Raw genomic sequence first — 26,222 nt, 5'->3', positions numbered from 1 at the left:
GCGTGATCTTTCCCAAGAACCGGTTCCTCTTTTCGCCGACGCGGTCCTTCGGGTCGGTATCATGCGAGTTCCACAACAAGGCCGTCGCGAGCGATCGTCAAGTCGCCGGACCATGTTTTCCTGACAGCTGCGGTCCAGTCGGCCTCGCCGATCTCGGGATCGTCGGCCGGAATGAGATGATTGAGCACCAGCCTCTTCACGCCGGCATCGCCGGCGATGCGCCCGGCCTCCTCGGCAAAGCTGTGGCTGGCGAGCAGATGGTCTCTAAGCCTTGCGCCGTTGCCGGTCTTGGCCACCAGCCGCTCGATACCTTCTTCCAGCATCGCCTCGTGAACGAGGATATCGGCACCTTCGGCAAACCTGGCGAGCGGCGGAAAGAAGGCTGTATCGGCGGAGAACGCCACGCTTTTTCCGCCATGCTCGAAGCGCAGGGCAAAACAGTCGACCACCGGCGGGTGGTCGACGCGTAGCGCCATCACCTTCAAGCCTCGCTGCTCGACCACCTCGCCTTCGCCGAATTCGACGATCGAAACCAACTCACGAATGTCCGGCCGGCCCTCGTCGGCGATGCGGATCTCGATGTCGAATTCCATCGCCTGGCAAAAGTGCTGCCAATGGTGATCCGTGCCGGGCGGGCCGAACACGCCGACCTGGGTAGACAGACCCGCCGTCCAGGCGGTGTGTATCAGAGGGCCCAGTTCCAGCACGTGGTCGGAATGCAGATGTGTGATGAAGATCAGGTCGAGCGCTTTCAGGCTGAGGCCGGCGTCCGCCAGACCGCGCGTCACGCCAAGGCCGCAGTCGATGACGATGTTTCGGCCGCCAATCCACAGCAGCGACGAACTCGGCCATGGACCGCCCGGCCGTAGTGCCGGGCCGCCTTTCGAGCCTAGAAGCACCAGCCGGTCCAGCGTTGGCGCGCGGCTCAAGACCAGTCGCCCTCGGGCGTGCCGTTGAAGCGCTTCTTCAGGTCGGCCCAGCAATCGATGTAATTGTCCTGCCGGGTTTCCAGTTCGGCGCCGTAGCGGGTCAGCATCTGCGGAAAGCGCGTCTCGAACATGAATGCCATGGTGTTGTCGAGTTTGACCGGTTTCAACGCGGCGCGCGAGGCTTTTTCGAAGCCAGGCGCATCCGGGCCATGGGCCAGCATCAGATTGTGCAGGCTGATGCCGCCGGGAACGAAGCCTTCTTCCTTGGCGTCGTATTGGCCGTGGATCAGGCCCATGAACTCGCTCATGATGTTGCGGTGATACCAGGGCGGCCGGAACGTATCTTCCGCCACCAGCCAGCGCGGCGGGAAGATGACGAAGTCGATGTTGGCGGTGCCCTCCTCGCCGCTTGGCGCCGTCAATACCGTGAAGATCGACGGATCGGGGTGGTCGAACAGCAGAGCACCGACAGGCGAAAACGTAGCCAGATCATACTTGTAGGGCGCGTAGTTGCCATGCCAGGCAACGACGTCGAGCGGCGAATGGCCGAGCTCGGTGACATGGAAATTTCCGCACCATTTCACGATCAGCCGGCACTGCGTTTCCTTCTCCTCGAACCAGGCGCAAGGGGTCTTGAAATCGCGTGGGTTGGCAAGGCAATTGGCGCCGATCGGGCCCCGATCGGGGAGCGTCAGCTTGGCGCCGTAGTTCTCGCAGACATAGCCGCGCACTTCGGCATCGACGAGTTCGACCTTGAACACCAATCCGCGCGGCAGCACCGCGACCTCGCCGGGCCGCAATTCAATGACGCCCATCTCGGTGACGAAGCGCAAGGCGCCCACCTGCGGCACGACCAGTAACTCACCGTCGGCGTTGAAGAAATGGTCGTCGACCATCGAGCGATTGGCGACGTAGACATGGGCCGCCATGCCGGTCTGCCCGAGCACGTCGCCGGCCGTGGTAATCGACCGCATGCCGGCGATGAAATCGGTCGGCTCCTTGGGCATCGGCACTGGGTTCCAGCGATACTGGCCGAGCGCCAGCTCGTGATCGCCGACATTGGGCGCGCTCTTCCACAAGGGATAGGTCGCCGGTTTGAAGCGGCCGGTGTGCTTGACGCTCGGCCGGATGCGGTAGAGCCAGGAGCGTTCATTGGTGCCGCGGGGGGCGGTGAAGGGCGAGCCGGAAAGCTGCTCAGCGTAAAGGCCATAGGCCGGCCGCTGCGGCGAATTCCGCCCTTGTGGCAGCGAACCAGGCAAGGTCTCGGTTTCGAAATCGTTGCCGAAACCCGGCATGTAGGAAAAGGCCATCGCTTCCTCCTCGCGAATGCTTGACCAAATTGGTTTCATTTGTAACCATCGAAAATGTAACTATCAATACCGTTTGCCGGGGGCTGGTCATGGAAATCCTGGAACTCGAAAGCTTCCTGCCCTACCGGCTCTATCGCCTTGCAGACGCCGTCAGCCGCGAATTCTCCAGGATCTACAAGGAGCGCCACGGCCTGACGCGGCCGGAATGGCGCACGCTTTCCGGGCTCGGCCAGCGCGGCACAATGACCGCGACGGAACTCGGCGAGCAATCGGCCATGCACAAGACGAAAGTGTCACGGGCCGTGGCCGAACTCGAGCGGCGGCGCTGGCTGACGCGCACGCCCGATGAGAACGACCGCCGAGCCGAGCACCTGACTCTGACCAAGGCAGGCCTTGCCGCCTATCGCGAAATGGTGCCGCTGGCGAAAGCGTTCGAGCGGGAGCTGCTGGAAAAGCTGACAGCTGGCGAGCGTGCCGCGATCGCGGAAGGATTGGCGGCGCTGGAGAGCGCGGTGAGCGAAGGCTAGGTCGGGAGCAGAAATTGGCATTTTGGCGGGACAGAGCCCCCTCTGTCCGGCAGGACAGAGGGGGCGCGAAGGGTCGCTACGACGCCTCTATCAGGCTTACCAGTCCATCACCACCTTGCCCGAGCTGCCGCTACGCATCGCGTCGAATCCAACCTGGAAATCGTCTACGCCGATGCGGTGCGTGATCAACCCAGAGACATCGAGCGGGCCCTGTACCAAGGCGATCATCTTGTACCAGGTCTCGAACATTTCGCGGCCGTAGATGCCCTTGAGGTGCAGCATCTTGAAAATGACCTTGTTCCAGTCGATCTCGAAGCCGGTCGGCGCGATGCCAAGAATGGCGATCTTGCCGCCATTGTTCATGGTGTCGATCATGTCGCGGAAGGCGGGTGCGGCGCCCGACATTTCGAGGCCGACATCAAAACCCTCGGTCATGCCGAGCGCCGGCATGACCTCGCGTAGCTTCTCCTTCGAAGCGTCGACGACATGCTGGACGCCAAGCTTCGTCGCCAGCGCCAGCCGTACCGGATTGATGTCGGTGATGACAACCTTTCGCGCGCCGACGCACTGCGCCACCAGCGCGCCCATGATACCGATCGGCCCGGCGCCGGTGACCAGCACGTCCTCGCCGACCAGGTCGAAGGACAGAGCGGTGTGAACCGCGTTGCCGAGCGGATCGAAGATCGCGGCGATCTCGTCCGGCACGTCGTCGGGGATCGGCACGACATTGTGCTGCGGGATCGCCAAATATTCACCGAACGCGCCCGGCCGGTTGACACCGACGCCGAGCGTGTTGCGGCACAGATGTCCCCTGCCCGCGCGGCAGTTGCGGCAATGGCCGCAGACGATGTGGCCTTCGCCCGACACGCGCTGGCCGACCTTGTACTCGGTGACCGCGGCACCGAAATCGGCGACCGTGCCGACGAATTCATGACCGGTCACCATCGGCACAGGCACCGTCTTCTGCGCCCACTGGTCCCAATTGTAGATGTGGACGTCGGTGCCGCAGATCGCGGTCTTCTTGACCTTGATCAGCACGTCATTGGGGCCGATCTCCGGTACCGGCACCTCTTCCATCCAGATGCCCGGTTCGGCCTTGGCCTTCACCAGCGCCTTCATCATGTTCGACATTGTTCTGTTCCTTGAATCTCTTGATCCGGAATCGTTTTTTGGGGCGGGCCGTTCAGGAAATCACGCCCAGTTCCTTGCCGATAGTGCCGAATGCTTCCACGGCGCGATCGATGTCGGCGCTGGAGTGCGCCGCCGACATCTGGGTGCGGATGCGGGCTTGGCCCTTCGGCACCACCGGAAAGGAAAACCCGATCACGTATATGCCGCGCTTCAGCATGCGCGCCGCCATCTCTTGCGCCAGGCTCGCGTCACCCAGCATCACCGGAATGATCGGATGGTCTGCTCCAGCCAGCGTGAAGCCGAGCTTGCCCATCTGCGACCTGAACCGCGCCGCATTGGCGTAGAGGCGTTCGCGCAAGTCGTCACCATTGCGGATCAGGTCGAACACCTTGATCGAAGCGCCGGCGATCGCCGGCATCAGCGTGTTCGAGAAGAGATAGGGCCGGGAGCGCTGACGCAGCCAGTCGACCACTTGGCTTTTGCCGGACGTGTAGCCGCCGGACGCGCCGCCCAGCGCCTTGCCGAGCGTGCCGGTGATGATGTCGACCCGCCCCTCGACGCCGCAATGCTCGGCCGAGCCGCGGCCGTTGCTGCCGACGAAGCCGACCGCGTGGCTGTCGTCGACCATGACCATGGCATCGTATTTGTCGGCAAGATCGCAGACGCCCTTGAGATTGGCGATGATGCCGTCCATCGAGAACACGCCATCGGTGGCGATCAATCGGAAGCGGCAATCCTTGGTTTCCTTCAGCCGCGCCTCGAGATCGGCCATGTCGTTGTTGGCGTAGCGGAAGCGTTTGGCCTTCGACAGCCGCACGCCGTCGATGATCGAGGCATGGTTCAGCGCATCCGAGATGATCGCGTCATCCTCACCAAGCAGTGTCTCGAACAGGCCGCCATTGGCGTCGAAGCACGAACCGTAGAGAATGGTGTCATCCATGCCGAGAAATGCGGATATCGTCGCTTCAAGCTGCTTGTGCTCCTCCTGCGTGCCGCAGATGAAGCGCACCGAGGCCATGCCGTAGCCATAGCGGTCGAGCGTCTGCTTCGCCGCCTCACGCAGTTCCGCACTGTCGGCGAGGCCAAGATAGTTGTTGGCGCAGAAATTCAGCACCTTCTGCCCGCCGACCTCGATCTGCGCCGATTGGGTCGAAGAGATCACCCGCTCGGACTTGTAGAGGCCGGCCGATTTCAGCCCCGCAAGTTCGTTGTCGATATGAGAGAGAAATGCCGTGGTCATGGTCGAGCCTCGTTTGACGTGGGCAGACTGTCGTCCCGCCCGCTCGAAAAATCCATCGCAAAAGCGACCGCGTCGGTGGAGGTGCCGCCAACGGGAATGTCATCCGAGCGCGACAGAGGGATACCGGTACGACAGCAGTCGCGAAAGGGGCAGCAGTCGAGGCAAGTCAAATGCGGGCCGGCCGCGAAAGGAGCCGATAACCATCTCGCGATGTTCCGACGCCTCCTCCTTGCCTGTCGGCTGTCGATTTCCAGACCTGTTAACATTTGCAGGTTCATGGTCCTTCTCACAGCAATCCGTTGGCGAGAGGGCCGCCCCCGAAAATGTCGCAGCAGCCGGTGCAAACCGTTTCAGGCAAGCTCATATTGCTGATCAAGGCCGGCTATTGGCTGGCGCTGCTGATCATCGCGGCGATGGTGGTCGCCTCCTTCACACTGCTCCAGCAGATGATGGCCACGCAGCAAAACCACAATACCTTGCTCGACATCGTCAGCACGCAAAAGACGCTGTCGCAGCGCATCGTCTTTCTTGCCGGCGCGACCGGCTCTGCTTCGCGCGACCAGCAGCCGGCGCTGGTGAGCGCGCTCAAGCAGGCCACGGCGGAGTTCGAGACGAATTATGACCTGCTGCTCACACAGACAGCGGTAGATCCGGCATCGCCGGCCAAGCTCGATCCGAAATCGATCGAGAGCGTGCTTTTCGCTAAGCCTTTCCATCTCGACTATTTCTCGGTCGGGCTGATCGCCAATGGCGACCGGCTGGTCTCGGCCTTCGAATCTCAGTTCAATCATCCCGACAATGGCGGCTACAAAGGTGGCGATGAACGCGTCCACCTCGATGCCTCTGTCGCCAACGCAACCTTGTCGGGCTATGCCGCACTTGGCCAGCGCATCAATGCCGAGGCCGATGAGCGCTCCGAAAAACTGCTGTCGCTCCATCGCACGTTGTTCTACGCCACCCTCGGCGTCATCTTGCTGGTGGCGCTGTTCATCTTCAGGCCAATGTCCAACGCCATCCTGCGCAAAACGCGTGAACTGGTCGACGCGCGCAATTCGATGGCCTTCATCGCGGTTCACGACGGCCTGACCGGCCTGCACAACCGCACCTTTTTGACCGACCATTTCGACACGCTCATCAAAGGCGCGCATCGGCGGCGCGAACGCCTCGCGGTGGTCCAGCTCGACCTCGACCGGTTCAAGCAGATCAACGACACGCTCGGCCACGCGGCCGGCGACTATGTGCTGGTCGTCACGGCACAACGTATGCGCGATGCCTGCCGCGCATCGGACCTGTGCGTGCGCCTCGGCGGCGACGAGTTCGTCATGATCCTCAACGGCGCCGGCGGCACCGAGGACATCAACATGCTCGCCCGGCGCATCCTGGTGCACATCAACGAGCCGATCGTGTTTCAGGGCACCACCATCCTTCCGGGCGCCAGCGGCGGCATCGCCGTTTATCCGATAGACGCCGACAACGCGCAGGATCTGCTGGTTCACGCCGACCTGGCGCTCTATTCCGCCAAGAAGATGGGAGGCGGCAACTTCTCGTTCTTCTCCGAGGAGCTACGCCGCGAACTCGATTATCGCAAGCAACTCGAGCACGACATCAGGGTCGCCGTCTCGGAGCGGGCATTCCAGGTTTATTTCCAGCCGCAGGTTTCGCTGACCACCGGCGCGATCAGCGGCGTCGAGGCGCTGGTGCGCTGGAACCATGCCGAGCGCGGCATGATCGCGCCCGGCGAATTCATTCCGGTTGCCGAGAAATGCGGCTTCATGCCGGAAATCGGCCGCATCGTCATCGGCAAGGCGATCAACGAAGCCGCCGAATGGAACCGCGCCGGGATTGCCTTCGGACGGCTTGCCGTCAATGTTTCCGGCACCGAACTGCGCGAGCATGATTTCGATACGTTCCTGTTCGAGACGCTGGAAAAGGCCGGACTGCCGCCACAGAAGCTGTCGCTTGAAATCGTCGAATCCGTCATTCTCGACGACGAGAAGACCGGAATCGCCGCCAAACTGCGCCAGATAAGAGCAGCCGGCGTCCATCTGGAACTCGATGATTTCGGCACCGGCTACGCCTCGCTCAGCCATGTCAACCCGAACGAGATCGACCGGCTGAAGATCGATCGCCGGTTCGTCCAGAACATCCACGAGAATGGCGACAACTCCAAGATCGTGCGCGCCATCACCGAGCTTGCCCGCGGCCTCGGCATCTCGATCGTCGCCGAGGGCGCCGAAACCGAGGCCGAACTCGATTCCCTGATGGCGATCGGCTGCGACCAGGTGCAGGGCTATTCCATCGCCTTCCCGATGCCGCACGACAAGGCGCTGGAATGGCTGACCGCCCGCACGCCGAAGAAGGCCCGGCTGACCGTGCTTCAAGGAAGCCTGGCATAGGCACTTTGAGAAGCAGTCGTCGGATGGCGGTCTGTCGTGATTACAACCGGATATCGCAGCCGGTGACACCGTTTCGGTTTGTACTGGCGGCAGTGTTGATGCTCGCCGTCCCCGCCTACGGAGCGGATCGCACCATCTATCTTACCTTCGACGATGGCCCGCTGAGCGGCACAAGCAACATCCTCGACGTGCTGGAAGCCGAGCAGGTACCGGCGACCATGTTCATGGTCGGCATGCATGCGCAAGCGAGCGCCGCCAGCAAGGCGCTGGTCCAACGTGCCAAACAGCTTCCGTTGGTGACGCTCGGCAACCACAGTTTCAGTCACGCCAACAACCACTACCAGCACTATTACGCCGATACGGAAGGGGTCGTCGCCGACATGTTGCGGGCAAACGCGGTGCTCGGGCTGAAGCCGGTCGTGCATGCTCGTCTGCCAGGGCGCGACGTGTTCCGGCTGCCGTCGATGAACGACACCTCGCTCGGCCTGGCCCAGGAGGGACGAGAGGACCCCGACTACGAATTTGTCGCCGCCTCAGGCTTCTATCTCTACGGCTGGGACCACGAATGGGTACACAAGGACAGCGGCGAGCCGGTGCAGAGCGTCGACCATCTTGTCAGCGAGATCGATCACCTGTTCGGCTACGGCCGTTTCGTCAAGCCCGGCAGGCTCATCCTGTTGATGCATGACGAGATGTTCCAGGACGGTTTCGACGGCAAGACGAAGCTCACCAATCTGATCACTGCGCTGAAGCTGCGTGGCTACGCATTTGGGGCGATCCGGAGTTACGACGAGTGAGCGGCCGAACAGCACTGTAGCCGCCGGAACCATGTCAGGCACCAACGTTAGCCCGCAATGCCGCCAGCACCTGCGCGAACTCGGCCAGGCGCTCGTCGGACAACCCCGTCCGAAGTCGCTTGTCGAACACGAGCGCCGCCTTGCGCAATGTCTCGAACGTCGCCTCTCCCGCTTCCGTCAACTCGACCAGATGAACCCGGCGGTTGACGGGATCGCGGCGGCGCGTCAACAGGCCCTGCGCCTCCATGGCATTCAGATGGTGGGTCAATGTCGCGCCCTGGATGCCGATCATACCGGCAAGCTCGCGCTGATTGGCGAGCTTGCTCGACTTGACCGACAGCAGGGTGAGCCAGACGGGCAGCGTACCGCCGGCTTCGACCAAAGCCGCGTCGAAAGCCTGGGCGACAAGTTTGGCGGTGCGGGCGAGATTCATCCCGACTGGCGGGCGGTCAAAAGGCGTCATGAGCGGACCCTAGAGCAACAAACAGGCCGATGGAACTGGCCGGACTTTATACATTGACATCTAATCGTTAGATATCTACCATTATGGCGAACGGCGGGCAAAAAAGAGGAAATGCGGTCATGCAATATGTCTATATCGTCGTCCTCGGTCTTCATGTCATGGCCGGCGTGTTCTGGGCCGGCACCACCATCGCGGTCGGCCGCGATCCGGAAATCCGGGCGGAACGGTTCTTCCGGCCCCAAATGGGCGCGGCGGGCCTGGTTTTCCTCACCGGCATACTGCTCTGGTATTTCTTCCACGAGGGCCTTTTCGGCCCGATGGAGAAGGTGCTGGCGCTGGGTATAGCCACGGCGTTGATTGCCGCCGGCGTCCAGGGCGCGCTGGTGGGTTCCGCCACCAGGCAGCTTGCCGGCACCGACGCGGCGACGGAAGCCCGATTGCGCGCGAAAATGACCAGAGGCGAGCGCATCGCCGGCGGGCTGCTGGTCATCACGGTGCTGTGCATGGCGACCGCCAGGATGTTCTGAGACGCAGCAATACTCCACAGAATCGTACGTTGTCTGGCGACGAGCCAATGACGTGCGGGCGCGTGGTCATGCCGATGTACACGGGCTCTCGTACGCCGGTCCGGCCGCGCGCCACCAATTTTCGCTAAGGTCAGATCCTCAAGCCGAACCTGATGCCGTCATAGATGGCGGCATGGATGTTGCGCGAAGCGACGGCGTCGCCGATCCTGAACAGGACGAAACCACCTTGCGGGTTGCGCGCGGGAAAGATATCGCCGCCATGGACCAGCCGCTCGTAATCCACCGCCCCGCCATTCTTGGATAGCGGTTTAAGCGACAGATAGAGGTCGTCGAGCGGGGCCGTGCCGTGCTCGACCACGACTTGGTCGACCCTGCGCTCGCCGCGCCAGCCATCGGCGAAATCCGAAGCCAGTTCCGCGACCAGCTGATTGCCCTCGCGCCGCACCGAACGTAGCCGCGTGTTGATGGTGACGGTGACGCCCTTTTCCTGGAAGGCCCTGACATAGGGCACATGGTTCATGCCGCCCATTTCCGGGGCGAAGAAGCGCTCAGGCGAAACCAGCTCCAGCCTTGCACCGCTGTTTGCGATCAATTCGGCGGCGCCCATGCCCTGATGGCCGCCATTATCGTCGTAGAGCAGCACGTTTTCGGCGGGCTTGACGCCGCCGGCCATGATGTCCCAGCTCGAAGTGACGAGATCGTCGCCTGCGGTCAGCGGCGGGTTTTGCGGCAGGCCGCCGGTGGCGACCACCACGACATCGGGCGACAGCGCCAGCACGTCGTCCTTCTCCGCCCACGTATCGTAGCGGATTTCGACGCCGAGCCGGTCGAGTTCGGCCAACCGCCAGTCGATGATGCCGATCAATTCCTTGCGGCGCGGGTTCTGTGTTGCCAGCCGCACCTGGCCACCGGCCTGTGACGAGGCTTCCAGGATCGTGACTTGGTGGCCTCTCTCGGCCGCGACGCGCGCCGCCTCCAGCCCGCCGGCACCGGCGCCGACGACGACGACCTTTCTCCGCGGCCCCTCGGTCTTGACGATGACGTGCGGAATATCGGCCTCACGGCCGGTCGCCGCATTGTGAACGCAGAGCGCCTCGCCGCCTTCATAGATGCGGTCGAGACAGTAGGTGGCGCCCACGCATGGCCGGATCTCATGCTCGCGGCCTTCCATCACCTTCTTGACGATGTGCGGATCGGCGATATGGGCGCGGGTCATGCCGACCATGTCGAGCTTGCCGGTGGCGATGGCATGGCGAGCGGTGGCGACGTCGGAAATGCGCGCCGCGTGGAAGGTCGGGAACTTCGTCGCCGCCCTCACCTCGCCGGCGAAATCGAGATGCGGCGAAGAGCGCATGCCGGTCACCGGGATGACTTTGGTCAGCGCCGCGTCGGTCTCGATCGAGCCACGGATGATGTTGAGGAAGTCGACCTTGCCGGAACCGGCCAGCCGCCTGGCGATCTCGATGCCTTCCTCCTTCGACAGGCCTTTTTCGAAATCCTCGTCAGCGACCATGCGGATGCCGACGACGAAATTTTCGCCGACCGCCGCGCGCACGGCGTCGAGTACCATGTCGGTAAAACGCAAGCGATTGTCGAGCGAGCCGCCGAACTCGTCGTCGCGGTGGTTGGTGGCCGGCGACCAGAAGCCGTCCATCAAATGGCCGTAGGATTCGAACTCGATGCCGTCGAGGCCGGCGGCCTGGCAGCGCTGCGCGGCCGAAGCATAGTCGGCGACGATGCGCTCGATATCCCAGTCCTCGATGGTCTTCGGGAAAGCACGGTGCGCCGGCTCGCGCACCGGCGATGCCGATAGCACCGGCAGCCAGTCGGCCTTGTTCCAGCCGGTGCGGCGGCCGAGATGGGTGATCTGGATCATCACCTTGCAGTCGTGCTCGTGGCAGGCGTCGGCGAGTTCAGCGAGCCACGGCACGATCCTATCGTCATAGACATGCAGGTTGCCGAAGGCGGCGGGACTGTCGCGCGAGACGATGGCCGAGCCGGCCGTCATCGTCAGCGCCATGCCGCCCTTGGCCTTCTCGGCATGATAAAGCCGGTAGCGCTCCTTCGGCATGCCGTCCTCGGAATAGGCCGGCTCATGGCTGGTCGACATCACCCGGTTCTTCAGCGTCAGGTGCTTGAGTTGGTAGGGCTGGAGAAGCGGATCGCTACTGGTCATCGTCTTCCTGCTGGTTCAAATTGTGCTGCACACTTTTCGGTCCGGTGCTAATGAGCGGCAAATTCGAAGGAATAACCGCCCATGATCGACACCAAAACCCTCACCCAGCTCGGCGCTCACGTCGAGACGCCACAGAGCCCGGAAGCAGCGGTCCTGGAAACCGTGCCGTTTTCGCGCGGCGACGGCCCGCCGGCCATCGTGCGCTTCACCTGCCCGGAATTCACGTCGCTTTGCCCGGTCACCGGCCAGCCGGATTTCGCCCATATCGTCATCGACTACGCACCCGACGCGGCCCTGGTGGAATCGAAGTCGCTGAAACTGTTCATGACCTCGTTCCGCAATCACGGCGCCTTCCATGAAGACTGCACCGTGATGATCGGCCGGCGCATCGTGGCGGCGACCAAGCCGCTGTGGCTGCGCATCGGCGGCTATTGGTATCCGCGCGGCGGCATTCCGATCGATGTGTTCTGGCAGACCGGTGCGCCGCCCGAAGGTGCCTGGCTGCCTGACACTGGAGTGGCCCCCTATCGCGGACGCGGTTAACTCGACCATCATTCGCACTGATATTGGCTGAGCGCCCATTCGCCGGTCACCGACAGCAGGTCCGATATCTTCCATTCGCCGCCCACCCTCTTGAATTTCCATTCGAGGCGGTGCGGGTTGCCGGCGGCGACGAAGGCGACGATAACCTTGGCCTGGTCGCCATTGATCGCCTCGAGCGTCCTGAGGCTCTTGTCGATCCCGGCCTTGTCATAGTCCGCATTGTCGAGCGCCATGTTGGGGTCGAGGCACTCGCCCTGCCCGGATTTGCGCAAGGCATCGCTCTTGTCGAGCACGGTCTTCGCCGGATCGGTGAAATGACTGCGCTGTGCCGGGTCGATCTCCAGGCCGGCCTGATCGTAGAATGGCCGCACCACCGCTGTCGGCGATCCCGGCTGGATAGGCGCGGCAGGCTCGCTCGGCGGCCGGGCAGCGGGCGGCGTTGCCGGTTCCACCGCGCCGCCGGGTGCATTTGAAAGTGGCGCCCCGCTGTCGCCCGGCGCCGTGTCGGCCGGGGCGTTCGCCGGCGGCGCGCCAAGCAGCCCCTGCGCAGCGGCGGCGCTCAAAGCCGCCGCCAGCAGGCACATGGTCGATAGTGCCAGGAACAAGCGGCGGGCCATGGCATCACTCCGGATCTTGACCCGCCACGCATTCGAGCTGGCTCAGCGTCCAGTCGCTGGTCTTCGAAGCGATATCCGAGATCTTCCACTTGCCATCGACTTTCTTCAGCGTCCAATGCATTTCGCGTTGGGAATCATCTCCTTCCGGAAAAAGCTCGAAGCTCGCCACCACTTGCGCGGTGTCGCCATCCAGCGTCTCAGACAGTTTCAGGGTCTTAGAGACGGTCTTCTGGTCGAAATCCTGCGCGTCGAGGCCCGGGTCGAAGTCGACACAGGCGACCTGATCCGGATTCTTCTTGATTGCCTGATCGTTGAGGTCGAACAGCTTCGTCACCGGCTCGGTGAACCGATCGCGATATTGTGCGTCGGCCTCGAACTTGACCTCCGGAACGTAGAAGAACCTCACGGCGTCGGATGCTGGTCCGGCAAACGCGGCTGCGGGCAAGGCTATCGAAAGGGCGGCAGCGAGCACTATCAGTCTCATGCAGAATCTCCGGCTTTTGATGGCTTGAGGCGATCAATACCCCGCATCCTGCATATCGGCTTTTTTGCGGCCCATGAAGTCCCGCTGCACCTTGTTTCAGCCGTCCAGCCAGACGTTCTGGAGGTCCATCTCGAAGGTCTGGTGGACAGCGTAGTTCTTCACCTTTTTGTTCATGTGGCTGTAGAGCTTCTGCCAGTAGGGCTGAATGATGACGCCTGAATCCTGCAGGATCTGTTCGACGTCCTTCATCACCTCGCGCCGCTTGGCCACGTCGATGAGCGAAAGAGCCTGCTTGAGCTTGGCGTCGAAATCTGGATTCGCATAGGCCGTTTCGTTCCAGGCCTCGCCGCTGCGGTAGCCGAGCGCCAGCACCTGGACGCCGAGCGGGCGCATGTACCAGATCGTCATCGAATAGGGATATTTCGTCCAGTCGTTCCAGAAGGTCGAGCCCGGCAGCACCGTGCGCTTCACCTTGATCCCGGCATCGCGCAGCTGGCCGGCAATCGCGTCGCCGGTGTTCTTCTGCCAATCGTCCTCGATGGTGATCAGTTCATGCTCGAAGTCGGCCTGTCCGGCTTCCGCCATCAGCTTCTTGGCGCCGGCCGCGTCGCGGGTCTTTTTGGGCAGCGAATAGTATTCCGGATGGATCGGGCTGACATGGTGGTTTTCACCGATGGTCCCTCGCCCGGCATAGCCAAGTTCGAGAACCGCATTGTTGTCGACGGCCATTTGCAGCGCGTTGCGCACCCGCTGATCATCGTAGGGCTTATGCGTGATGTTGGTGCGCGCAACGAGCGTGGTCGCTGTCGCCACCTCGGACTTTTCCAGGCCCATCTTGTCGAGGATGTCTATGAAGTCGGCGGGGCTCTCGAAGTTGAGATCGATCTCGCCGGAATCGAATGCGTTCACCGAAGCATTGAAGTCGGTGCCGTAGTCGATGAACTCGACGCCATCGAGTGGTGCCTCCCCGCCCCACCACTTCCCATTCTCGCGGCGCTTGACGATCGCTTTCTGGCCGACCGAATAGGACACCAGCTCGAAGGGGCCGGTGCCGACCGGTTTTTTGACCGGGTCCGCGCCGTCGGCGTCGAAATTGCGATGGACCACCAGCGCCGGATAGTCGGTGAAGTTCGGGATCAGCGAGATGTCGGGTTCGCTGAGCTTCAGCTTGACGGTGTTGTCGTCGACCTTGGTGATCGCGCCATCCCTGGCCTTGCCGGTCTTGGCGTCGATGAGCGCACCGACGCGTGCGGCCATGGAATTGCCGGCGACACTCTTCTCGCACCAGCGCGTCAGGTTTTGCACCACATCATCGGCACTGAAGGCATCGCCGTTGTTCCAGGTGATGCCCTTGCGCACATGCAGCACGTATTCGGTGGCGTCGTCGTTGATATCCCAGCTTTCGAGCAGCACCGGCTCGAACGTGAATTGTCTGGTATAGCGTACAAGCGGCTCCAGCCAGCAGCGCGAGATGTTCGCCAGTTCCACCCAGTCGTAAGTGCGCGGATCCTTCTGCGCCTTCACCGACATGGATATATGCAGCGTTCCGCCTTTCTTTGGCTCCTGCGCCACCGCCTGGTCCGGCACGGCAAGGCCGATCATGCCGTAGGCAAGGGCCGTCGATGCGCCGAAGGCGCTTGCCAGTGCCAGGAACTCGCGCCGGTCGATCCGGCCTGCGCGTGCTTCTTCGGCCATCGCCTCGATGGCACTCGGAACGCGATCACCATTGCTTCTGAAGAATGTCATTTTTTCCTCCCTTTGTTCGCGTTGGGCGCTCGCCTTCTGCATCAACTGACGCTGTCCGGCAGCCTCTCCTCGCGCCGCGCAATAAAATCCTTGAGGCCATCGGCGATGCCGTCGTCGAGCTTCGGTTCCTCATAATCCGCGAGCATGTTGCGCGCTTTCTCGCGACCACGCGTATCGTGGTCCTTCGCGCCTTCGGCCTTCCACTGTTCGAACGAGTTGAAGTCCATGATGCTGGGCATGAAGAAAGCGGACTCGAAATGTTCCAGCGTGTGCTGGGTGCCGAGGAAATGGCCCTGCGGCCCGACCTCGCGGATCGCTGCCATCGCTTCCTTGAAATCGTCGAACGGGAGCCCGCCCGCATATTTGTACCAGCCGACAAGCTGTTCGCAGTCGGTCGCGAATTTCGAATAGCCGCAGGTCAGGCCGGCCTCGAGCCATCCGGCGGAGTGCCAGATGTAATTGGCGCCGGCGAGGATGGCTGCATGCATCAGCATGTTCGCTTCGTAGCCCGCCTGGGCGTCGTTCAGCTTCGAGCCGACATGAAAGCCCGAGGTGCGCCACGGCAGCCGGTATTTCCGCGCCAGCGCTCCCATCAGATACATCATCTGGGCGGCCTCCGGCGTGCCGCCCATCGGGGCGCCGGTCTTCATGTCCACGGTAACCATGAACTGTCCGTAGATCTGCGGCGAACCCGGACGCAGCAGCTGCGTGAAGGCGATGCCCGCTAGCGCTTCCGCGTTGACCTGCGCCACCGCTCCCACGGCGGATGCCGACGTCGAGGCGCCACAGAGAGCGAAGGGCGCCAGTATCAGCGGCTGGTTATGGCGCGCATAGACCTTCATCGCGTCCAGCATGGTGGCATCCCACACCAGCGGCGAGTTGCAGTTGGTGATCGACACCAGGACCGGGTTGTCGCGGACATAGTCCTCGCCGAACACGATGCCTGCCATGGCCATCGTGTCTTCGGCACGATCCTTGGATGTGACGATGCCCATGAACGGCTTGTCGGAGTGCTTCAGCGCCGAATGGATGATGTGGAGGTGACGCTTCGGCACCGCGATTTCCATCGGCTCGCAGATGATCGAGCTCGACGAATGCAGCGCCGGCGCCATGTAGGCCAACTTGTGGAAATTCTGCAGGTCGGCGAGCGTGCCGTAGCGCCTGTTGTTGTCGAGGTCACGCACATAAGGCGCGCCATACATCGGCACGAAGATCGAGTTGTTTCCGCCCACGCGCACCGAACGCTGCGGATTGCGGGCATTGAGCGTGAATTCCGACGGAACCTTCGAGACGAGCTCCATCAGGAGGGCGCGGTCGATCCGGACTCGTGTCTCAGAGACGTCGGCGCCGGCCGCCTTCCAGATGGCGATCGCCTCGTCGTCACGAAACTCGCACCCCACCTCCTCGAGGATTGCGAGCGACTCCTGGTGGATCAGTTCGACCGCCTCGTCGGGGACCATCTGGTAGACGGGAATCTGGCGAACCAGCGTCGGAAACGACGTCACGGGAGCGCCGCGCAACGCCTTGCGTCCGAGACGACCGCCGCTTCGACGGTTTGCATGTTCGATCACTTCAACGGCCGGTGCGTTCATGGCAGCTCCATCCCACTCTTGGCGCCAACCTAACGAGACAAAATCCTGATGTGACGCTGGAAAATCCTGATCTCTTGTATAAGCTGTGCTTATGCGAAGCCTACGCCACCTCCTGCCTTCGGCCGGCAGCCTGATCGTCTTCGAGGCGGCCGGGCGGCTGTCGAGCTTTACCGCCGCCGGACGCGAGCTCGGCATGACGCAGGCGGCGGTCTCCTACGCCGTGCGCGGGCTGGAAGAACAGCTCGGTGCCCAGCTGTTCCAGCGCCGCCACCGCCAGGTCGTCCTGACGGAAGCGGGCGAGCGTTTCCACGCCGACGTCTCGCTCGGCCTTTCGCACATTCGCAAATCCGCGGAAGATCTGCGCCTGCAAGCCACTGGCGGCCATGTGACGCTTGCCGCATCGACGGCTTTCGGCTCCTTCTGGATGATGCCGCGCCTGCAGCAATTCCGTGACGAATTGCCGGGCATCGACCTGCGCATCCAGACCGCCGATCGCGATCTCGACATCATCGCCGAGGGTATCCCGCTCGCAGTGCGCGGCGGCGAGCCACGGGACTGGGCGGACTACCATTCGTTGCCGCTCGCAGACGAGGAGATCTTCCCGGTCGCCGGCACCAGCTATGTGACAAAGTTCGGCATGCCGGGAACCGTCGCTGAACTGGCCAAGCACCGCCTGATCCATCTCGAGGAGCCCTATCGCGAGGCGGCGAGCTGGGATGAGTGGTTCGAATCGGCCGGCGCCCGCCTCGGCGATACCGCACGCGGCCTGCGCATCAACGACTATGGCCTGGTGATCCAGGGCGTGATGGAGGGGCAAGGCATCGCTCTAGGTTGGCGACACCTTGCGGAGCGGCTGCTGGCGTCCGGCCTGCTGGTGCCGGTAACCGATCATGTGCTGCGGACCGGCAAGGCGTTCTATGTCATCTGGCCGAAGAACCGCGAGCTCAGCGACAATGCCCGCAAGGTGCGGGACTGGCTGGCGGCGCAGGCGTGAGGCGAGAAGGATCCATTTGGTCGCCTTGTCGCGGTCACCGCAATTCACCCCTCCCGCTCGCAAGTCGAATCCGCCTATAGTGCTTCCATGCCCATTCGCCAGCTTTCCGAAACGATGATCAACCAGATCGCCGCCGGCGAAGTCATCGAGCGTCCGGCAAGCGTGGTCAAGGAACTGGTCGAGAACGCGCTCGACGCTGGCGCAAGCAAAGTCGAAATCGTCACGTCGGGCGGCGGGCTGAACCTGATCCGCGTTACCGACGACGGCTCCGGCATCCCCGAAAAAGAGCTGGCGCTGGCGATTGCGCGTCACTGCACCTCCAAGCTCGCCGAGGACATTCACGACATCCGCTCGCTCGGCTTCCGCGGCGAGGCGCTGCCGTCGATCGGCTCGGTGTCGCGGCTGTCGATTCGCTCGCGCACGGCAACAAGTGACGGCGCCGCCGAGATCGGCATCGAAGGCGGCCGTATCTTGCCCGTCAGGCCGGCGGCTGCCAATCGCGGCACCACGGTCGAGGTGCGCGATCTGTTTTTCGCCACGCCGGCCCGGCTTAAATTCATGAAGGGCGAGCGCGCCGAAAGCTCGGCGATCAGCGACGTGGTCAAGCGCATCGCGATTGCCTTCCCCTCCGTGCGGTTCACGTTGGCAGGCTCGGATCGCTCGACACTGGAATTGCCGGCGACGGATGACAGTCCGGAAGGCAGCCTGCGCCGGGTCGCCCAGGTGATGGGCGCCGAATTTCCGGACAATTCGATCGCCATCGACGCCATGCGTGAAGGCGTGCGTCTGACCGGGCACGTGTCGATCCCGTCCTTCACCCGCGCCAACGCGCTGCAGCAATATGCCTATGTCAACGGCCGTCCGGTGCGCGACAAGCTGATTGCCGGCGCCATTCGCGGCGCCTTCGCCGACGTCCTGCCGCGCGACCGCCACGCGGTCACCGTGCTGTTCCTGACGCTCGACCCGGCCATCGTCGACGTCAATGTTCATCCGGCCAAGGCGGATGTACGCTTCCGCGATCCTGGCCTGGTGCGTGGGCTGATCGTCGGCTCGATCCGCCAGGCGCTGGCCGATGCCGGTATCCGCGCTGCGACTTCGGGAGCCGCCGGCATGATGGCGGCATTCCGGCCGGGAGCCGCACCATACAGCCACGGCGGGCCGGCAAACGGTCATCGCAGCTATGAGGCAGCGTACCGGGCTTCAGGCCCCGCCGGTTTCGACCATGGTTTCGATCCGGCACGATCGCCGCAGCGACCGCTCGACATGGGTTTCGAGAGCGCGGGCTTCGGCCATCGCGGTTTGCACGAGAACGACCAAGCTGCGTTCGATGCGGGTCCGCTTGCCAGCGCCGATGCCCGCGCCGGGCAGAGCGAGGCGGCCGAAACGCTGCTCGGCACGGTGCTGGGCGCGGCGCGCGCACAGGTGCACGAGAACTACATCGTCGCCCAGACCAGGGATTCGCTCGTCATCGTCGATCAGCACGCGGCGCATGAAAGGCTGGTCTACGAGGCGCTGAAGAACGCACTGCATTCGCGCCCCGTGCCCTCGCAGATGCTGCTTCTGCCTGAGATCATCGACCTGCCGGAAGAAGACGCCGAGCGGCTGGCTATGCATTCCGAGACGTTGGCGCGCTTTGGGCTCGGCATCGAGCGCTTCGGACCTGGCGCGGTCGCCGTGCGCGAGACGCCGTCGATGCTTGGCGAAACCAATGTCCAGCAACTGGTGCGCGACCTCGCCGACGAGATCGCCGACAATGACACTGTCGAGACGCTGAAGGAGCGGCTGGACAAGATCGCCGCCACCATGGCCTGCCACGGCTCGGTGCGCTCAGGCCGCCTGCTCAAGGCCGAGGAGATGAACGCGCTGCTCCGGCAGATGGAGGCGACGCCCGGATCCGGCACCTGCAACCACGGCCGCCCGACCTATATCGAGCTGAAACTGGCGGACATCGAGCGGCTGTTCGGGCGGCGCTGAAGGACGCGGGCAGCAAACAACTCTCTCCCGCTGTTTATCTCTTCAAGTTCACCACGATCACACCACCCAACGCCAGCGCACCGCCGAGGATGCCGAGCAGCGTCGGCACTTCGCCCAACCAGAAGAAACCGATCAGGGCGGACATGGGCGAGACCAAATAGAGGAAGTTCGAGGCGCGCGCCGCCGGCAGTCGCGACAGCGCGGTCGCCCAGGCGGCATAGGCGATCAGGCTGGGCACGATGCCGAGAAAGATGACGGCGCCGAGGCCAGCGGTGTCGGCAACCGCGGCCTGTGCCAGACCGGTTGGCAGAAAGGGCGACAGGCAGAGCGCGCCGAGCACCATGTTGGACGCAGCGATGGTCAGCGGGTGATGACGGGCGAAGAGCGGCTTCTGGACGATGGTGTTGACGGCCGAGCACAACGCCGAACCCAGCACCAGCAGCGCCCCGGCGTTGAAATGCAGGCCGTGCCCGTCGGCCATGGCGATGATGCCGATGCCGCCGAAAGAGATTGCGGTGCCGAGCCATGCCATCCCGGAGAAACGTTCGCCAAGCAGCGCCATCGCCATGATAGCGGTGAAGATCGGGCTGACATTGATGATGAAGCCGGCGGCTCCCGCCGAGACCGTCAGTTCGCCGAAATTGAGCATTGCGGTGTAGAGCGCCACGAAAATGGCGCCGCCAAAGGCCAGGCGCCACACTTCGTCGAGCCTGGGCAGTGCCGGACGCTTGACCGCAAGAAAAATCGCCGCCGGCACAGCGGCGATGGCAAAGCGCAACGCCCCGAGTTCCAGCGGTCCGAAGGCGGCGAGGCCGGCGCGGATCGCAGGAAAGGCGGACGCCCAGCCGACCACCGTCAGCGCCACGGCGATGGCTGCCCTGGCATCCATCCGCTGTGTCGAATTCAACGTACCCGTCGTCGCGCTCATCTCGCTGTCCTCGTGTTCCTTGGCCTCGCAATGCAGAAAACGCCTTTTCGGGCTGGTTGACAAACGACCAAATCGAGGATCACCTGTGACTATGGATCACAGCTCAGACACGATGGTGCCTCTCGAAACACTGCGCGCCTTCGATGCCGCGGCACGCACCGGGAGCTTTTCGGCGGCGGCCGAGAAACTCAACATCACCCATGGCGCCGTCAGCCGGCAGATCGCCAAGCTCGAGGATTGGCTTGGACTGAAAGTATTCGATCGCGGCGCGCGCGGCGTCTCGCTGACGATCGAGGGCAACCGGCTGCATCTGCGCACGGCGGAAGCCTTCGCGCTGATATCGAGCCATTCCGACCGCTGGGTCGAGCCGCGCGGCACCGCGGTGGTTCGGCTGACCTCGATTCCCTCGGTCAGCGGGTTGTGGCTAATGCCGCGCATGGCGGCGCTGGAGAACAACCCGTCCAAGTTGCGCATCGTGCTCGATGTCGACATCCGCCAGGCAGACCTTGCCGACGAGGGTATCGACCTGTCGATCCGCTGCGGCCGTGGCGGCATTCCGGGCCGCATCTCGGTGCAGCTTTTCGAGGAGCATGTTTTCCCCGTCGCTTCACCGGAACTCGCGCGCGAGATCGGCCGCGGCGACCCTGCCCGGCTGCTCAAATTTCCTCTGATCAACGATTCCGACGCGTCGGCCTGGCGAGCCTGGTTCGCAGCCCAAGGCATGGACTACCGCCCACGCCCGCAGGACCGCCGCTTCGAGGATTACAATCTGGTGCTCGACGCCGCCGCCTATGGACTCGGCATCGCGCTGGCGCGGCCGCCGCTGACCGGGCACCAGCTGAAGTCGGGCCGCATAACGCCCGTCGATGAACGCACCGCGCTCAATCCGGTGTCCTACTGGCTCGACCGGCCGATGGGGCGGCCACGCACCGCCGCCGCCGACCTCGCCCGCCGCATCGCGCAGCAGGCTGGATTGGCGCCAGCGAAGATCGAGGAGTTCATCGAAGCCGAGAGATAAGCTCCCGGACGGCATCCCGAGGACCAGTCGAACCGAAGTTCAGCGAAGCAACAGCAGAACGAACCCGACGACCATGGTCGCCAATAAACCGGTCATTGCCGAAACAAAGCCAATTTTCACCAGCAGGCGCTCGGTGCCCGGTTCCGCGGCATGGGATTGATCGGCCGGCCTTCTCCGTCCAGCCGGCATATCCAAGGCGGCATTGCGCGACACCGGATCCCGGGGTGGGATAAACGCAAGCAATGATAACGCCGCAACCCTGGCGGGAGCGTTGTCGTTGGCCGTTGTCGGAGGCGGCAACACGCCTCGCCTCGTTTCGGCCTCGGGCGTTGCTATTCTCGCCACGACCGTCGTCAGGGCCGCCTCTTCTCTCGTCTCGAGCTGCGCCAGATAGGCCTCGACGATAGCAGCCGAAGCAATCTGCTGCGATTTGGCGGCCACCGGCGCCGCCGGCATGGTCAACAGCGCCGGCGCTGTGCGCTGTGTCAACAAAGAGGGCGTCGGGGGCTGGATCAATTCCTTGACCAGCGCCGTCCTGGCCGGATCAGCCTTCGCCGACGGCGGGGGTTGCGACGTCATCGCCTCTTTGAGCAAGGAAGCCAGGCCGGCGGAAGAAATATCCATCATTCCCCCAACAAAAGCGCTTTTCAGCCTATGACTAGCGCATCAGCGTTGTCTCAGGCTTGCCGCATGCTTGACCTTGCCGGCAATTTGTGGCGATGAAATCTCCATGAACCTCGATACCACCGCATGATGAACCGTTTCGAAGGCCCTGGCGGCAAGGAAGCCCGTATCCGCTACCTCGACGGCGATTTTCAGGTCACCAGCCCTGGCTCGTTCGTGCGCTGCGCGGTGACCGGCGAAAACATCCTACTGGACGAGCTGAAATACTGGAGCGTCGCCAGGCAGGAGCCCTACGTCAACGCCGCCGCTTCGCTGCGCCGCGAGATCGAGCTGCATCCGGAGTTGCGCAAGCGCAGCTAGACCAATCTCTTAATGTTTGCAGATAGAGATTGACGCTGGAATATCAGCTTCGTTCTCTACGTATTCGAGAATGGGGGTTATCGATGGGATGGGCAGTCGAACAATGGGCCGCCATCGGCACGATAGCTGGATCGACTTTCGGTTGGGCAATAGCCAATGCTGTGCGCGCGTGGACCTATTTTCGCGAACAACAACAGAGAGAGTGGGTGCGATTTGGCGAAATTCTCGGCATCCTGAACAATAAGAACTATGAGCACGGCATGTGGGCTCAGCTCGCCGCAATCAATGAACTGCGCTCGCTAAGAACAAAGCGTCCCTTTGTGCTGCGCGTTGCAAGAGAAGCTCGCACCTTTTGGACCGACGGCGGCAACGTGGCAGTGCTTGCAGAACTGGACCATCTCATCCGCGACTTGGAACGCTAATCACAGTTCTGGGAAAGAACCTTATCTCCGCATTTTACGCTGGCGCCAGGCGTCGAGGGTTTCGTCGATGATGCGCTCCGGCACGTGGTCGAGCTCGAAGATCGTGTCGATTTCCAGCACGTCGAGTCGGTCGAGAAAATCCTGTGATGCGCCGTGGCGCAGCCGGGCGGCGTCCTTGGCAGTGGTGATGAGGCCGAGCCCTTCCGCGCGTGCCGTCGCCATCAACTCGGCAAGCTCGTCCTCGGCGTAGAAATGATGGTCCGGAAAGGGCCGAGAGAGCGCCACTTCGCCACCGGCCTCGCGCACCGTGTCGAAGAATTTCGCGGGATGACCGATGCCCGCGAAGGCGAGAAATCGCTTCCCCGCAAATCCGTGCCTGCTGCTTGGCTCGGTATGCGCCTCAAAGATCGGCCGGCCGGCGCGGGCCGCCTGGCGGACTACGGCATCGGCGGCCGCGCCCTCGCCCATCTTCAGCAGCCCGCTTGTGAAGACCAGCTGGTCGACGATCCTGGCCCTGAGCGGCCCACCGGGAATGACGCGGCCGTTGCCGATGCCGTAGCGCGCATCGACCACGACCAGGGCGTAGTCGATATGGATGCGAGCACTCTGGAATCCATCGTCCATGATCAGGAAATCGCAGCCATGGGCCTCGATGAGCAGCCGGGCGCCGGCAGCGCGGTTCGGCGTCACCGCGACCGGCGCATGTTCGGCCAAGAGCAGCGGCTCGTCGCCGACATGCCTGGCGGCGTCGTGATACGGATCGACGATATGCGGCTGCGCGAACGAGCCGCCGTGCCCGCGCGACAGGAAACCGGGATTGAGCCGCATGCGCTTGGCCTGCGTGGCCAGGGCGATGGCGACCGGCGTCTTGCCGGTTCCGCCAACAGTGAAATTGCCGATGCAAAGCACCGGGGCCTCGACCTTCTCGCGCGTGGCGTGGCGCATCCGGCGGCCGGCGACGAGCGCATAGGCGGCCGACAGCGGCGACAACGCCGCCACCCGCCAATCCGGCTCCTCCCACCAGAAGGGTGGCGCTTCGGAGGCCACGTTAACGCCCGTTCGCGCCCTTCAGGCGCGACTTGACGACCAGCGGCTGGATGTAGGGTTCGAGCGACTTCAACGTACGCGCCAGCGCGCCGCGCATCTCGTCGACGGTTGCCGCCCCTGCCGCCATCATCTCGTGGCGAGCGACTTCATTGGTCAGCAGGAAATTGACGGCGCCGGCCAGCATGTCGCGATCGCGCACCAGCTTGGCGCCGCCGCTGTCGAGCAGGCGCTGATAGGCCTCGCGAAAATTCTGCACGTTGCGGCCCGCCAGAACCGCCGTGTCGAGCATGGCCGGCTCAAGCGGATTCTGGCCGCCCTCGGAGGTCAGCGAGCGGCCGACGAAGGCGATCTCGGTCAGCCTGAGATAAAGCCCCATCTCGCCGATCGTATCGCCGAGCAGGATATCGGTGTCGGGCGCGATCCTGTCGCCTTTGCTGCGCCGCGCCACCTTCAGGCCCATGCCGGAAATCTGCGCGGCAAGCGCCTCGGCACGATCGGGATGGCGCGGAACGACGATCGTCAGCAGGCCATGGTGACGTCTGTGCAGCGTCGCGTGGACTTCCGCCGCGACCACTTCCTCGCCGTCGTGGGTGGAGATCGCCGCCCAGGTCGGGCGCTCGCCGATCTGGCGTTTCAGCGCCGCCAGCGCCCGTTCATCGACTGGCGGCGGGTTGGTGTCGACCTTGAGGTTGCCTGACACCGTGACCGGCCGGGCGCCGAGCGCCAGGAAGCGCTCACCGTCGACATCGGACTGCGCAACGACATGAGCGAGATTTTCGAACAGTGCCTCGGCGATGTTGGCCCGTTTCTTCCACGAGGTGAAGGAGCGGTCGGAGAGCCTGCCATTGACCAGCACCTGTGGCACGCGGCGCGCGCCAAGCTCGAGGATGGTCATCGGCCAGATCTCGGATTCGGCGATGATGGCGAGGTCGGGCTGCCAGTGATCGAGAAACCGGCTGACCGCCGGCTTCAGGTCGAGCGGCACATATTGGTGGATGATGCGGCTGCCGAGCCGCTCGTCGGCGACCTGGGCCGAGGTGACCGTGCCGGTCGTCAGCACGATGTTGACGCCGTAATCGAGAATGCTCTCGACCAGCGGTACGACGGCTATGGTCTCGCCGACACTCGCCGCATGGATCCAGATAACAGGCCCTTCGGGACGCGGACGGCCGGCGACGCCGTAGCGCTCGCGGCGGCGGTGACGGTCTTCCTTGCCCCGCGACGTACGCCAGGCAACGTAGGGCCCAACCAGCGGATAGGCTGCCGCGCCGGCGAACCGGTAGGCCGACAGCATGGCGCGCGCCCAGCGGCCACTCATCGCGGACCATCCACGAGGCGGTAAGCCTCGGCCGTCGCGGCGTTGAGCGCGACCGTGATTTCCTGGCGCTTGCGCTCCATCTCCGCATCGTCGGCGTCGGCCGCCACGAAGATCGGGGTGCCGATGACGATCGACGAGCGGCCGAACGGCAGGTTGATGGTGGTCCGGTCCCAACTCTTCTCCAGCACCTTGCGGCGGCTGGTGGTGATGGCGACAGGCAGGAGCGGGCGGCCGGACAGCCGCGCCAGGAGAACGATGCCAAGCCCCGCGTCGCGCGGCGTGCCATGCGGAATATCTGCGATCATGGCGACGTTCTTGCCGGCGCCGAGCGACTTTTTCAGGGCGATGAGCGCCTTGGCGCCACCCTTGTCGAGATGCCTCGCATTCTCACGCCCGCCGGACCCGCGAACCGCCTCGATACCGAATTTCTCCAGCATCAGCGCATTGAGCTCGGCATCGGCACTACGGGAGACCATGGCGACCAACGGCTTTCGCTTGGGGTAGTAGGCTGGCGTAAGCAGATGCTGGCCGTGCCACAGAGCGATGATGCCGGGCTCGAACTGCGCATAGGCACCGCCCGAAAACCGCGCCGAGCCGTCCACGACGCGATTGGTCAGCCGCACGAGCCGCACGAACTGGGCGAACAGGCTGGCAATGGCGTTCTTGACGAATCGCGACTGCGCCAGCGGTTCGCGAATTTTGCGCCAGAAGGTCTTGGTCGCGCGGCTGCGCCCCCTGCCCGTGGGCGCGGCGCCGCCGGCTCGCTCCTTCGCCAGGTCATGCTCCATCGAAGTCAACCGACGGCCTTGTTGTCGGGATCCAGCAGGCGGTGCAGGTGAACGACGAAATAACGCATATGGGCATTGTCCACGCTGGCTTGCGCCTTGGCCTTCCACGCCGCATGCGCGGATTGATAGTCCGGATAGATGCCGACCATGTCGAGCGCCTCGAGATCGCGGAATTCGGTGCCGCCAAGCGTCTTCAGCTCGCCGCCAAACACCAGATGCAAAAGCTGTTTCTTTCCGTCTTCCGCGGCCATGTCGGTCCTTCACATATCGT

The 26,222-nt window shown here is 63.5% G+C and carries 26 protein-coding genes; 10 read left to right on the top strand and 16 right to left on the bottom strand.

Going from position 1 to position 26,222, the window contains the following annotated elements:
- Positions 1-59 precede the first annotated feature (59 nt).
- Entirely contained in the window at positions 60-929 is an 870-nt protein-coding gene (locus NKI49_RS02615; protein WP_352598481.1) for an MBL fold metallo-hydrolase, read from the bottom strand.
- On the bottom strand, positions 926-2,239 hold the full coding sequence (hmgA, locus tag NKI49_RS02610) for a homogentisate 1,2-dioxygenase (protein ID WP_352598482.1): 1,314 nt from the start codon (positions 2,237-2,239) through the stop codon (positions 926-928). The genes NKI49_RS02615 and hmgA overlap by 4 nt, the downstream gene beginning before the upstream one ends.
- A gap of 89 nt (positions 2,240-2,328) precedes the next feature.
- Here hmgA and NKI49_RS02605 point away from each other — a divergent pair, with 89 nt between their 5' ends.
- Positions 2,329-2,766 carry a MarR family winged helix-turn-helix transcriptional regulator gene (locus tag NKI49_RS02605; protein WP_352598483.1) on the top strand — a complete coding sequence of 146 codons (438 nt, stop codon included), beginning with the start codon at positions 2,329-2,331 and terminating at the stop codon, positions 2,764-2,766.
- A gap of 96 nt (positions 2,767-2,862) precedes the next feature.
- On the opposite strand, the gene tdh is transcribed toward NKI49_RS02605, so the two are convergent.
- Positions 2,863-3,897, bottom strand: a complete 1,035-nt coding sequence (tdh, locus tag NKI49_RS02600) for an L-threonine 3-dehydrogenase (protein ID WP_352598484.1) — start codon at positions 3,895-3,897, stop codon at positions 2,863-2,865.
- A 52-nt stretch (positions 3,898-3,949) separates the two neighbouring features.
- Entirely contained in the window at positions 3,950-5,137 is a 1,188-nt protein-coding gene (locus NKI49_RS02595; protein ID WP_352598485.1) for a glycine C-acetyltransferase, read from the bottom strand.
- A 323-nt stretch (positions 5,138-5,460) separates the two neighbouring features.
- Here NKI49_RS02595 and NKI49_RS02590 point away from each other — a divergent pair, with 323 nt between their 5' ends.
- Together NKI49_RS02590 and NKI49_RS02585 are read left to right on the top strand one after the other, a co-directional pair.
- Positions 5,461-7,533: a putative bifunctional diguanylate cyclase/phosphodiesterase gene (locus tag NKI49_RS02590; RefSeq protein WP_352598486.1), complete on the top strand. Its 2,073-nt coding sequence runs from the start codon at positions 5,461-5,463 to the stop codon at positions 7,531-7,533.
- Between the two features lie 23 nt (positions 7,534-7,556).
- Complete coding sequence (locus NKI49_RS02585) at positions 7,557-8,330, top strand: polysaccharide deacetylase family protein (protein WP_502899455.1); 774 nt, start codon at positions 7,557-7,559, stop codon at positions 8,328-8,330.
- Between the two features lie 34 nt (positions 8,331-8,364).
- Here the strand turns inward: NKI49_RS02585 and NKI49_RS02580 are convergent, their stop codons facing one another.
- Positions 8,365-8,763: a MarR family winged helix-turn-helix transcriptional regulator gene (locus NKI49_RS02580; protein WP_352598487.1), complete on the bottom strand. Its 399-nt coding sequence runs from the start codon at positions 8,761-8,763 to the stop codon at positions 8,365-8,367.
- A 149-nt stretch (positions 8,764-8,912) separates the two neighbouring features.
- Between NKI49_RS02580 and NKI49_RS02575 the strand changes: the two genes are divergently transcribed.
- Positions 8,913-9,320 carry a hypothetical protein gene (locus NKI49_RS02575; RefSeq protein ID WP_352598488.1) on the top strand — a complete coding sequence of 136 codons (408 nt, stop codon included), beginning with the start codon at positions 8,913-8,915 and terminating at the stop codon, positions 9,318-9,320.
- Positions 9,321-9,450: 130 nt separating this feature from the next.
- Here the strand turns inward: NKI49_RS02575 and NKI49_RS02570 are convergent, their stop codons facing one another.
- Positions 9,451-11,496, bottom strand: coding sequence for an oxidoreductase (locus NKI49_RS02570; RefSeq protein WP_352598489.1), 2,046 nt, complete (start codon positions 11,494-11,496; stop codon positions 9,451-9,453).
- An 81-nt stretch (positions 11,497-11,577) separates the two neighbouring features.
- On the opposite strand from NKI49_RS02570, the gene queF reads away from it, so the two are divergent.
- Complete coding sequence (queF, locus tag NKI49_RS02565) at positions 11,578-12,039, top strand: preQ(1) synthase (protein ID WP_010915503.1); 462 nt, start codon at positions 11,578-11,580, stop codon at positions 12,037-12,039.
- Between the two features lie 8 nt (positions 12,040-12,047).
- Here the strand turns inward: queF and NKI49_RS02560 are convergent, their stop codons facing one another.
- The 4 genes from NKI49_RS02560 to NKI49_RS02545 form a co-directional block, all read right to left on the bottom strand.
- Positions 12,048-12,656, bottom strand: coding sequence for a hypothetical protein (locus tag NKI49_RS02560; RefSeq protein ID WP_352598490.1), 609 nt, complete (start codon positions 12,654-12,656; stop codon positions 12,048-12,050).
- A gap of 4 nt (positions 12,657-12,660) precedes the next feature.
- On the bottom strand, positions 12,661-13,140 hold the full coding sequence (locus NKI49_RS02555; protein ID WP_352598491.1) for a DUF3828 domain-containing protein: 480 nt from the start codon (positions 13,138-13,140) through the stop codon (positions 12,661-12,663).
- A gap of 96 nt (positions 13,141-13,236) precedes the next feature.
- Entirely contained in the window at positions 13,237-14,886 is a 1,650-nt protein-coding gene (locus NKI49_RS02550; protein WP_352598492.1) for an ABC transporter substrate-binding protein, read from the bottom strand.
- Positions 14,887-14,927: 41 nt separating this feature from the next.
- The gene (locus tag NKI49_RS02545; RefSeq protein ID WP_352598493.1) at positions 14,928-16,478 is read right to left on the bottom strand and encodes a trimethylamine methyltransferase family protein; all 1,551 of its coding nucleotides are present in this window, start codon (positions 16,476-16,478) and stop codon (positions 14,928-14,930) included.
- Positions 16,479-16,569: 91 nt separating this feature from the next.
- On the opposite strand from NKI49_RS02545, the gene NKI49_RS02540 reads away from it, so the two are divergent.
- Both NKI49_RS02540 and mutL read left to right on the top strand, forming a co-directional pair.
- Positions 16,570-17,472, top strand: a complete 903-nt coding sequence (locus NKI49_RS02540; RefSeq protein WP_352598494.1) for a LysR substrate-binding domain-containing protein — start codon at positions 16,570-16,572, stop codon at positions 17,470-17,472.
- An 87-nt stretch (positions 17,473-17,559) separates the two neighbouring features.
- Positions 17,560-19,446: a DNA mismatch repair endonuclease MutL gene (gene mutL, locus NKI49_RS02535; protein ID WP_352598495.1), complete on the top strand. Its 1,887-nt coding sequence runs from the start codon at positions 17,560-17,562 to the stop codon at positions 19,444-19,446.
- Positions 19,447-19,480: 34 nt separating this feature from the next.
- Here mutL and NKI49_RS02530 read toward each other — a convergent pair whose 3' ends face one another.
- The gene (locus NKI49_RS02530; RefSeq protein WP_352598496.1) at positions 19,481-20,374 is read right to left on the bottom strand and encodes a DMT family transporter; all 894 of its coding nucleotides are present in this window, start codon (positions 20,372-20,374) and stop codon (positions 19,481-19,483) included.
- 91 nt (positions 20,375-20,465) lie between these two features.
- Here NKI49_RS02530 and NKI49_RS02525 point away from each other — a divergent pair, with 91 nt between their 5' ends.
- Entirely contained in the window at positions 20,466-21,392 is a 927-nt protein-coding gene (locus NKI49_RS02525; protein ID WP_352598497.1) for a LysR family transcriptional regulator, read from the top strand.
- A 39-nt stretch (positions 21,393-21,431) separates the two neighbouring features.
- Here the strand turns inward: NKI49_RS02525 and NKI49_RS02520 are convergent, their stop codons facing one another.
- Positions 21,432-22,016: a hypothetical protein gene (locus tag NKI49_RS02520; protein ID WP_352598498.1), complete on the bottom strand. Its 585-nt coding sequence runs from the start codon at positions 22,014-22,016 to the stop codon at positions 21,432-21,434.
- A 126-nt stretch (positions 22,017-22,142) separates the two neighbouring features.
- Here NKI49_RS02520 and NKI49_RS02515 point away from each other — a divergent pair, with 126 nt between their 5' ends.
- A complete protein-coding gene (locus tag NKI49_RS02515; protein WP_352598499.1) occupies positions 22,143-22,376 on the top strand; it encodes a DUF2093 domain-containing protein in 234 nt (77 codons plus the stop codon).
- 29 nt (positions 22,377-22,405) lie between these two features.
- The gene (locus NKI49_RS02510) at positions 22,406-22,798 is read left to right on the top strand and encodes a hypothetical protein (RefSeq protein ID WP_352598500.1); all 393 of its coding nucleotides are present in this window, start codon (positions 22,406-22,408) and stop codon (positions 22,796-22,798) included.
- Between the two features lie 21 nt (positions 22,799-22,819).
- Here NKI49_RS02510 and lpxK read toward each other — a convergent pair whose 3' ends face one another.
- The 4 genes from lpxK to NKI49_RS02490 are packed head-to-tail and all read right to left on the bottom strand — an operon-like array spanning position 22,820 to position 26,202.
- Positions 22,820-23,845, bottom strand: a complete 1,026-nt coding sequence (lpxK, locus tag NKI49_RS02505; protein ID WP_352598501.1) for a tetraacyldisaccharide 4'-kinase — start codon at positions 23,843-23,845, stop codon at positions 22,820-22,822.
- A gap of 1 nt (position 23,846) precedes the next feature.
- On the bottom strand, positions 23,847-25,163 hold the full coding sequence (gene waaA, locus NKI49_RS02500; protein ID WP_352598502.1) for a lipid IV(A) 3-deoxy-D-manno-octulosonic acid transferase: 1,317 nt from the start codon (positions 25,161-25,163) through the stop codon (positions 23,847-23,849).
- On the bottom strand, positions 25,160-25,951 hold the full coding sequence (locus NKI49_RS02495) for a lysophospholipid acyltransferase family protein (protein WP_352598503.1): 792 nt from the start codon (positions 25,949-25,951) through the stop codon (positions 25,160-25,162). Before NKI49_RS02495 ends, waaA begins: the two co-directional genes overlap by 4 nt.
- A gap of 5 nt (positions 25,952-25,956) precedes the next feature.
- Entirely contained in the window at positions 25,957-26,202 is a 246-nt protein-coding gene (locus tag NKI49_RS02490; RefSeq protein ID WP_352598504.1) for a DUF4170 domain-containing protein, read from the bottom strand.
- Positions 26,203-26,222: the final 20 nt, after the last annotated feature.

This window comes from Mesorhizobium sp. M0587, from assembly GCF_040320945.1.
In the GTDB taxonomy this organism is placed as follows: domain Bacteria; phylum Pseudomonadota; class Alphaproteobacteria; order Rhizobiales; family Rhizobiaceae; genus Mesorhizobium.
The sequence above is the reverse complement of the archived record's forward strand: the minus strand, read 5'-3'. Positions and strand labels throughout refer to the sequence as shown.

Bases quoted from the DNA above. Each gene is read 5' to 3' on its own strand.
- NKI49_RS02550 (WP_352598492.1), bottom strand. From the start codon at position 14,886: ATGACATTCTTCAGAAGCAATGGTGATCGCGTTCCGAGTGCCATCGAG.
- NKI49_RS02555 (WP_352598491.1), bottom strand. From the start codon at position 13,140: ATGAGACTGATAGTGCTCGCTGCCGCCCTTTCGATAGCCTTGCCCGCA.
- NKI49_RS02545 (WP_352598493.1), bottom strand. From the start codon at position 16,478: ATGAACGCACCGGCCGTTGAAGTGATCGAACATGCAAACCGTCGAAGC.
- NKI49_RS02540 (WP_352598494.1), top strand. From the start codon at position 16,570: ATGCGAAGCCTACGCCACCTCCTGCCTTCGGCCGGCAGCCTGATCGTC.
- NKI49_RS02530 (WP_352598496.1), bottom strand. From the start codon at position 20,374: ATGAGCGCGACGACGGGTACGTTGAATTCGACACAGCGGATGGATGCC.
- hmgA (WP_352598482.1), bottom strand. From the start codon at position 2,239: ATGGCCTTTTCCTACATGCCGGGTTTCGGCAACGATTTCGAAACCGAG.
- queF (WP_010915503.1), top strand. From the start codon at position 11,578: ATGATCGACACCAAAACCCTCACCCAGCTCGGCGCTCACGTCGAGACG.
- NKI49_RS02585 (WP_502899455.1), top strand. From the start codon at position 7,557: ATGGCGGTCTGTCGTGATTACAACCGGATATCGCAGCCGGTGACACCG.
- tdh (WP_352598484.1), bottom strand. From the start codon at position 3,897: ATGTCGAACATGATGAAGGCGCTGGTGAAGGCCAAGGCCGAACCGGGC.
- NKI49_RS02495 (WP_352598503.1), bottom strand. From the start codon at position 25,951: ATGGAGCATGACCTGGCGAAGGAGCGAGCCGGCGGCGCCGCGCCCACG.
- NKI49_RS02525 (WP_352598497.1), top strand. From the start codon at position 20,466: ATGGATCACAGCTCAGACACGATGGTGCCTCTCGAAACACTGCGCGCC.
- NKI49_RS02515 (WP_352598499.1), top strand. From the start codon at position 22,143: ATGATGAACCGTTTCGAAGGCCCTGGCGGCAAGGAAGCCCGTATCCGC.
- NKI49_RS02560 (WP_352598490.1), bottom strand. From the start codon at position 12,656: ATGGCCCGCCGCTTGTTCCTGGCACTATCGACCATGTGCCTGCTGGCG.
- NKI49_RS02580 (WP_352598487.1), bottom strand. From the start codon at position 8,763: ATGAATCTCGCCCGCACCGCCAAACTTGTCGCCCAGGCTTTCGACGCG.
- NKI49_RS02605 (WP_352598483.1), top strand. From the start codon at position 2,329: ATGGAAATCCTGGAACTCGAAAGCTTCCTGCCCTACCGGCTCTATCGC.
- NKI49_RS02590 (WP_352598486.1), top strand. From the start codon at position 5,461: ATGTCGCAGCAGCCGGTGCAAACCGTTTCAGGCAAGCTCATATTGCTG.
- NKI49_RS02595 (WP_352598485.1), bottom strand. From the start codon at position 5,137: ATGACCACGGCATTTCTCTCTCATATCGACAACGAACTTGCGGGGCTG.
- waaA (WP_352598502.1), bottom strand. From the start codon at position 25,163: ATGAGTGGCCGCTGGGCGCGCGCCATGCTGTCGGCCTACCGGTTCGCC.
- NKI49_RS02520 (WP_352598498.1), bottom strand. From the start codon at position 22,016: ATGGATATTTCTTCCGCCGGCCTGGCTTCCTTGCTCAAAGAGGCGATG.
- NKI49_RS02570 (WP_352598489.1), bottom strand. From the start codon at position 11,496: ATGACCAGTAGCGATCCGCTTCTCCAGCCCTACCAACTCAAGCACCTG.
- mutL (WP_352598495.1), top strand. From the start codon at position 17,560: ATGCCCATTCGCCAGCTTTCCGAAACGATGATCAACCAGATCGCCGCC.
- NKI49_RS02575 (WP_352598488.1), top strand. From the start codon at position 8,913: ATGCAATATGTCTATATCGTCGTCCTCGGTCTTCATGTCATGGCCGGC.
- NKI49_RS02490 (WP_352598504.1), bottom strand. From the start codon at position 26,202: ATGGCCGCGGAAGACGGAAAGAAACAGCTTTTGCATCTGGTGTTTGGC.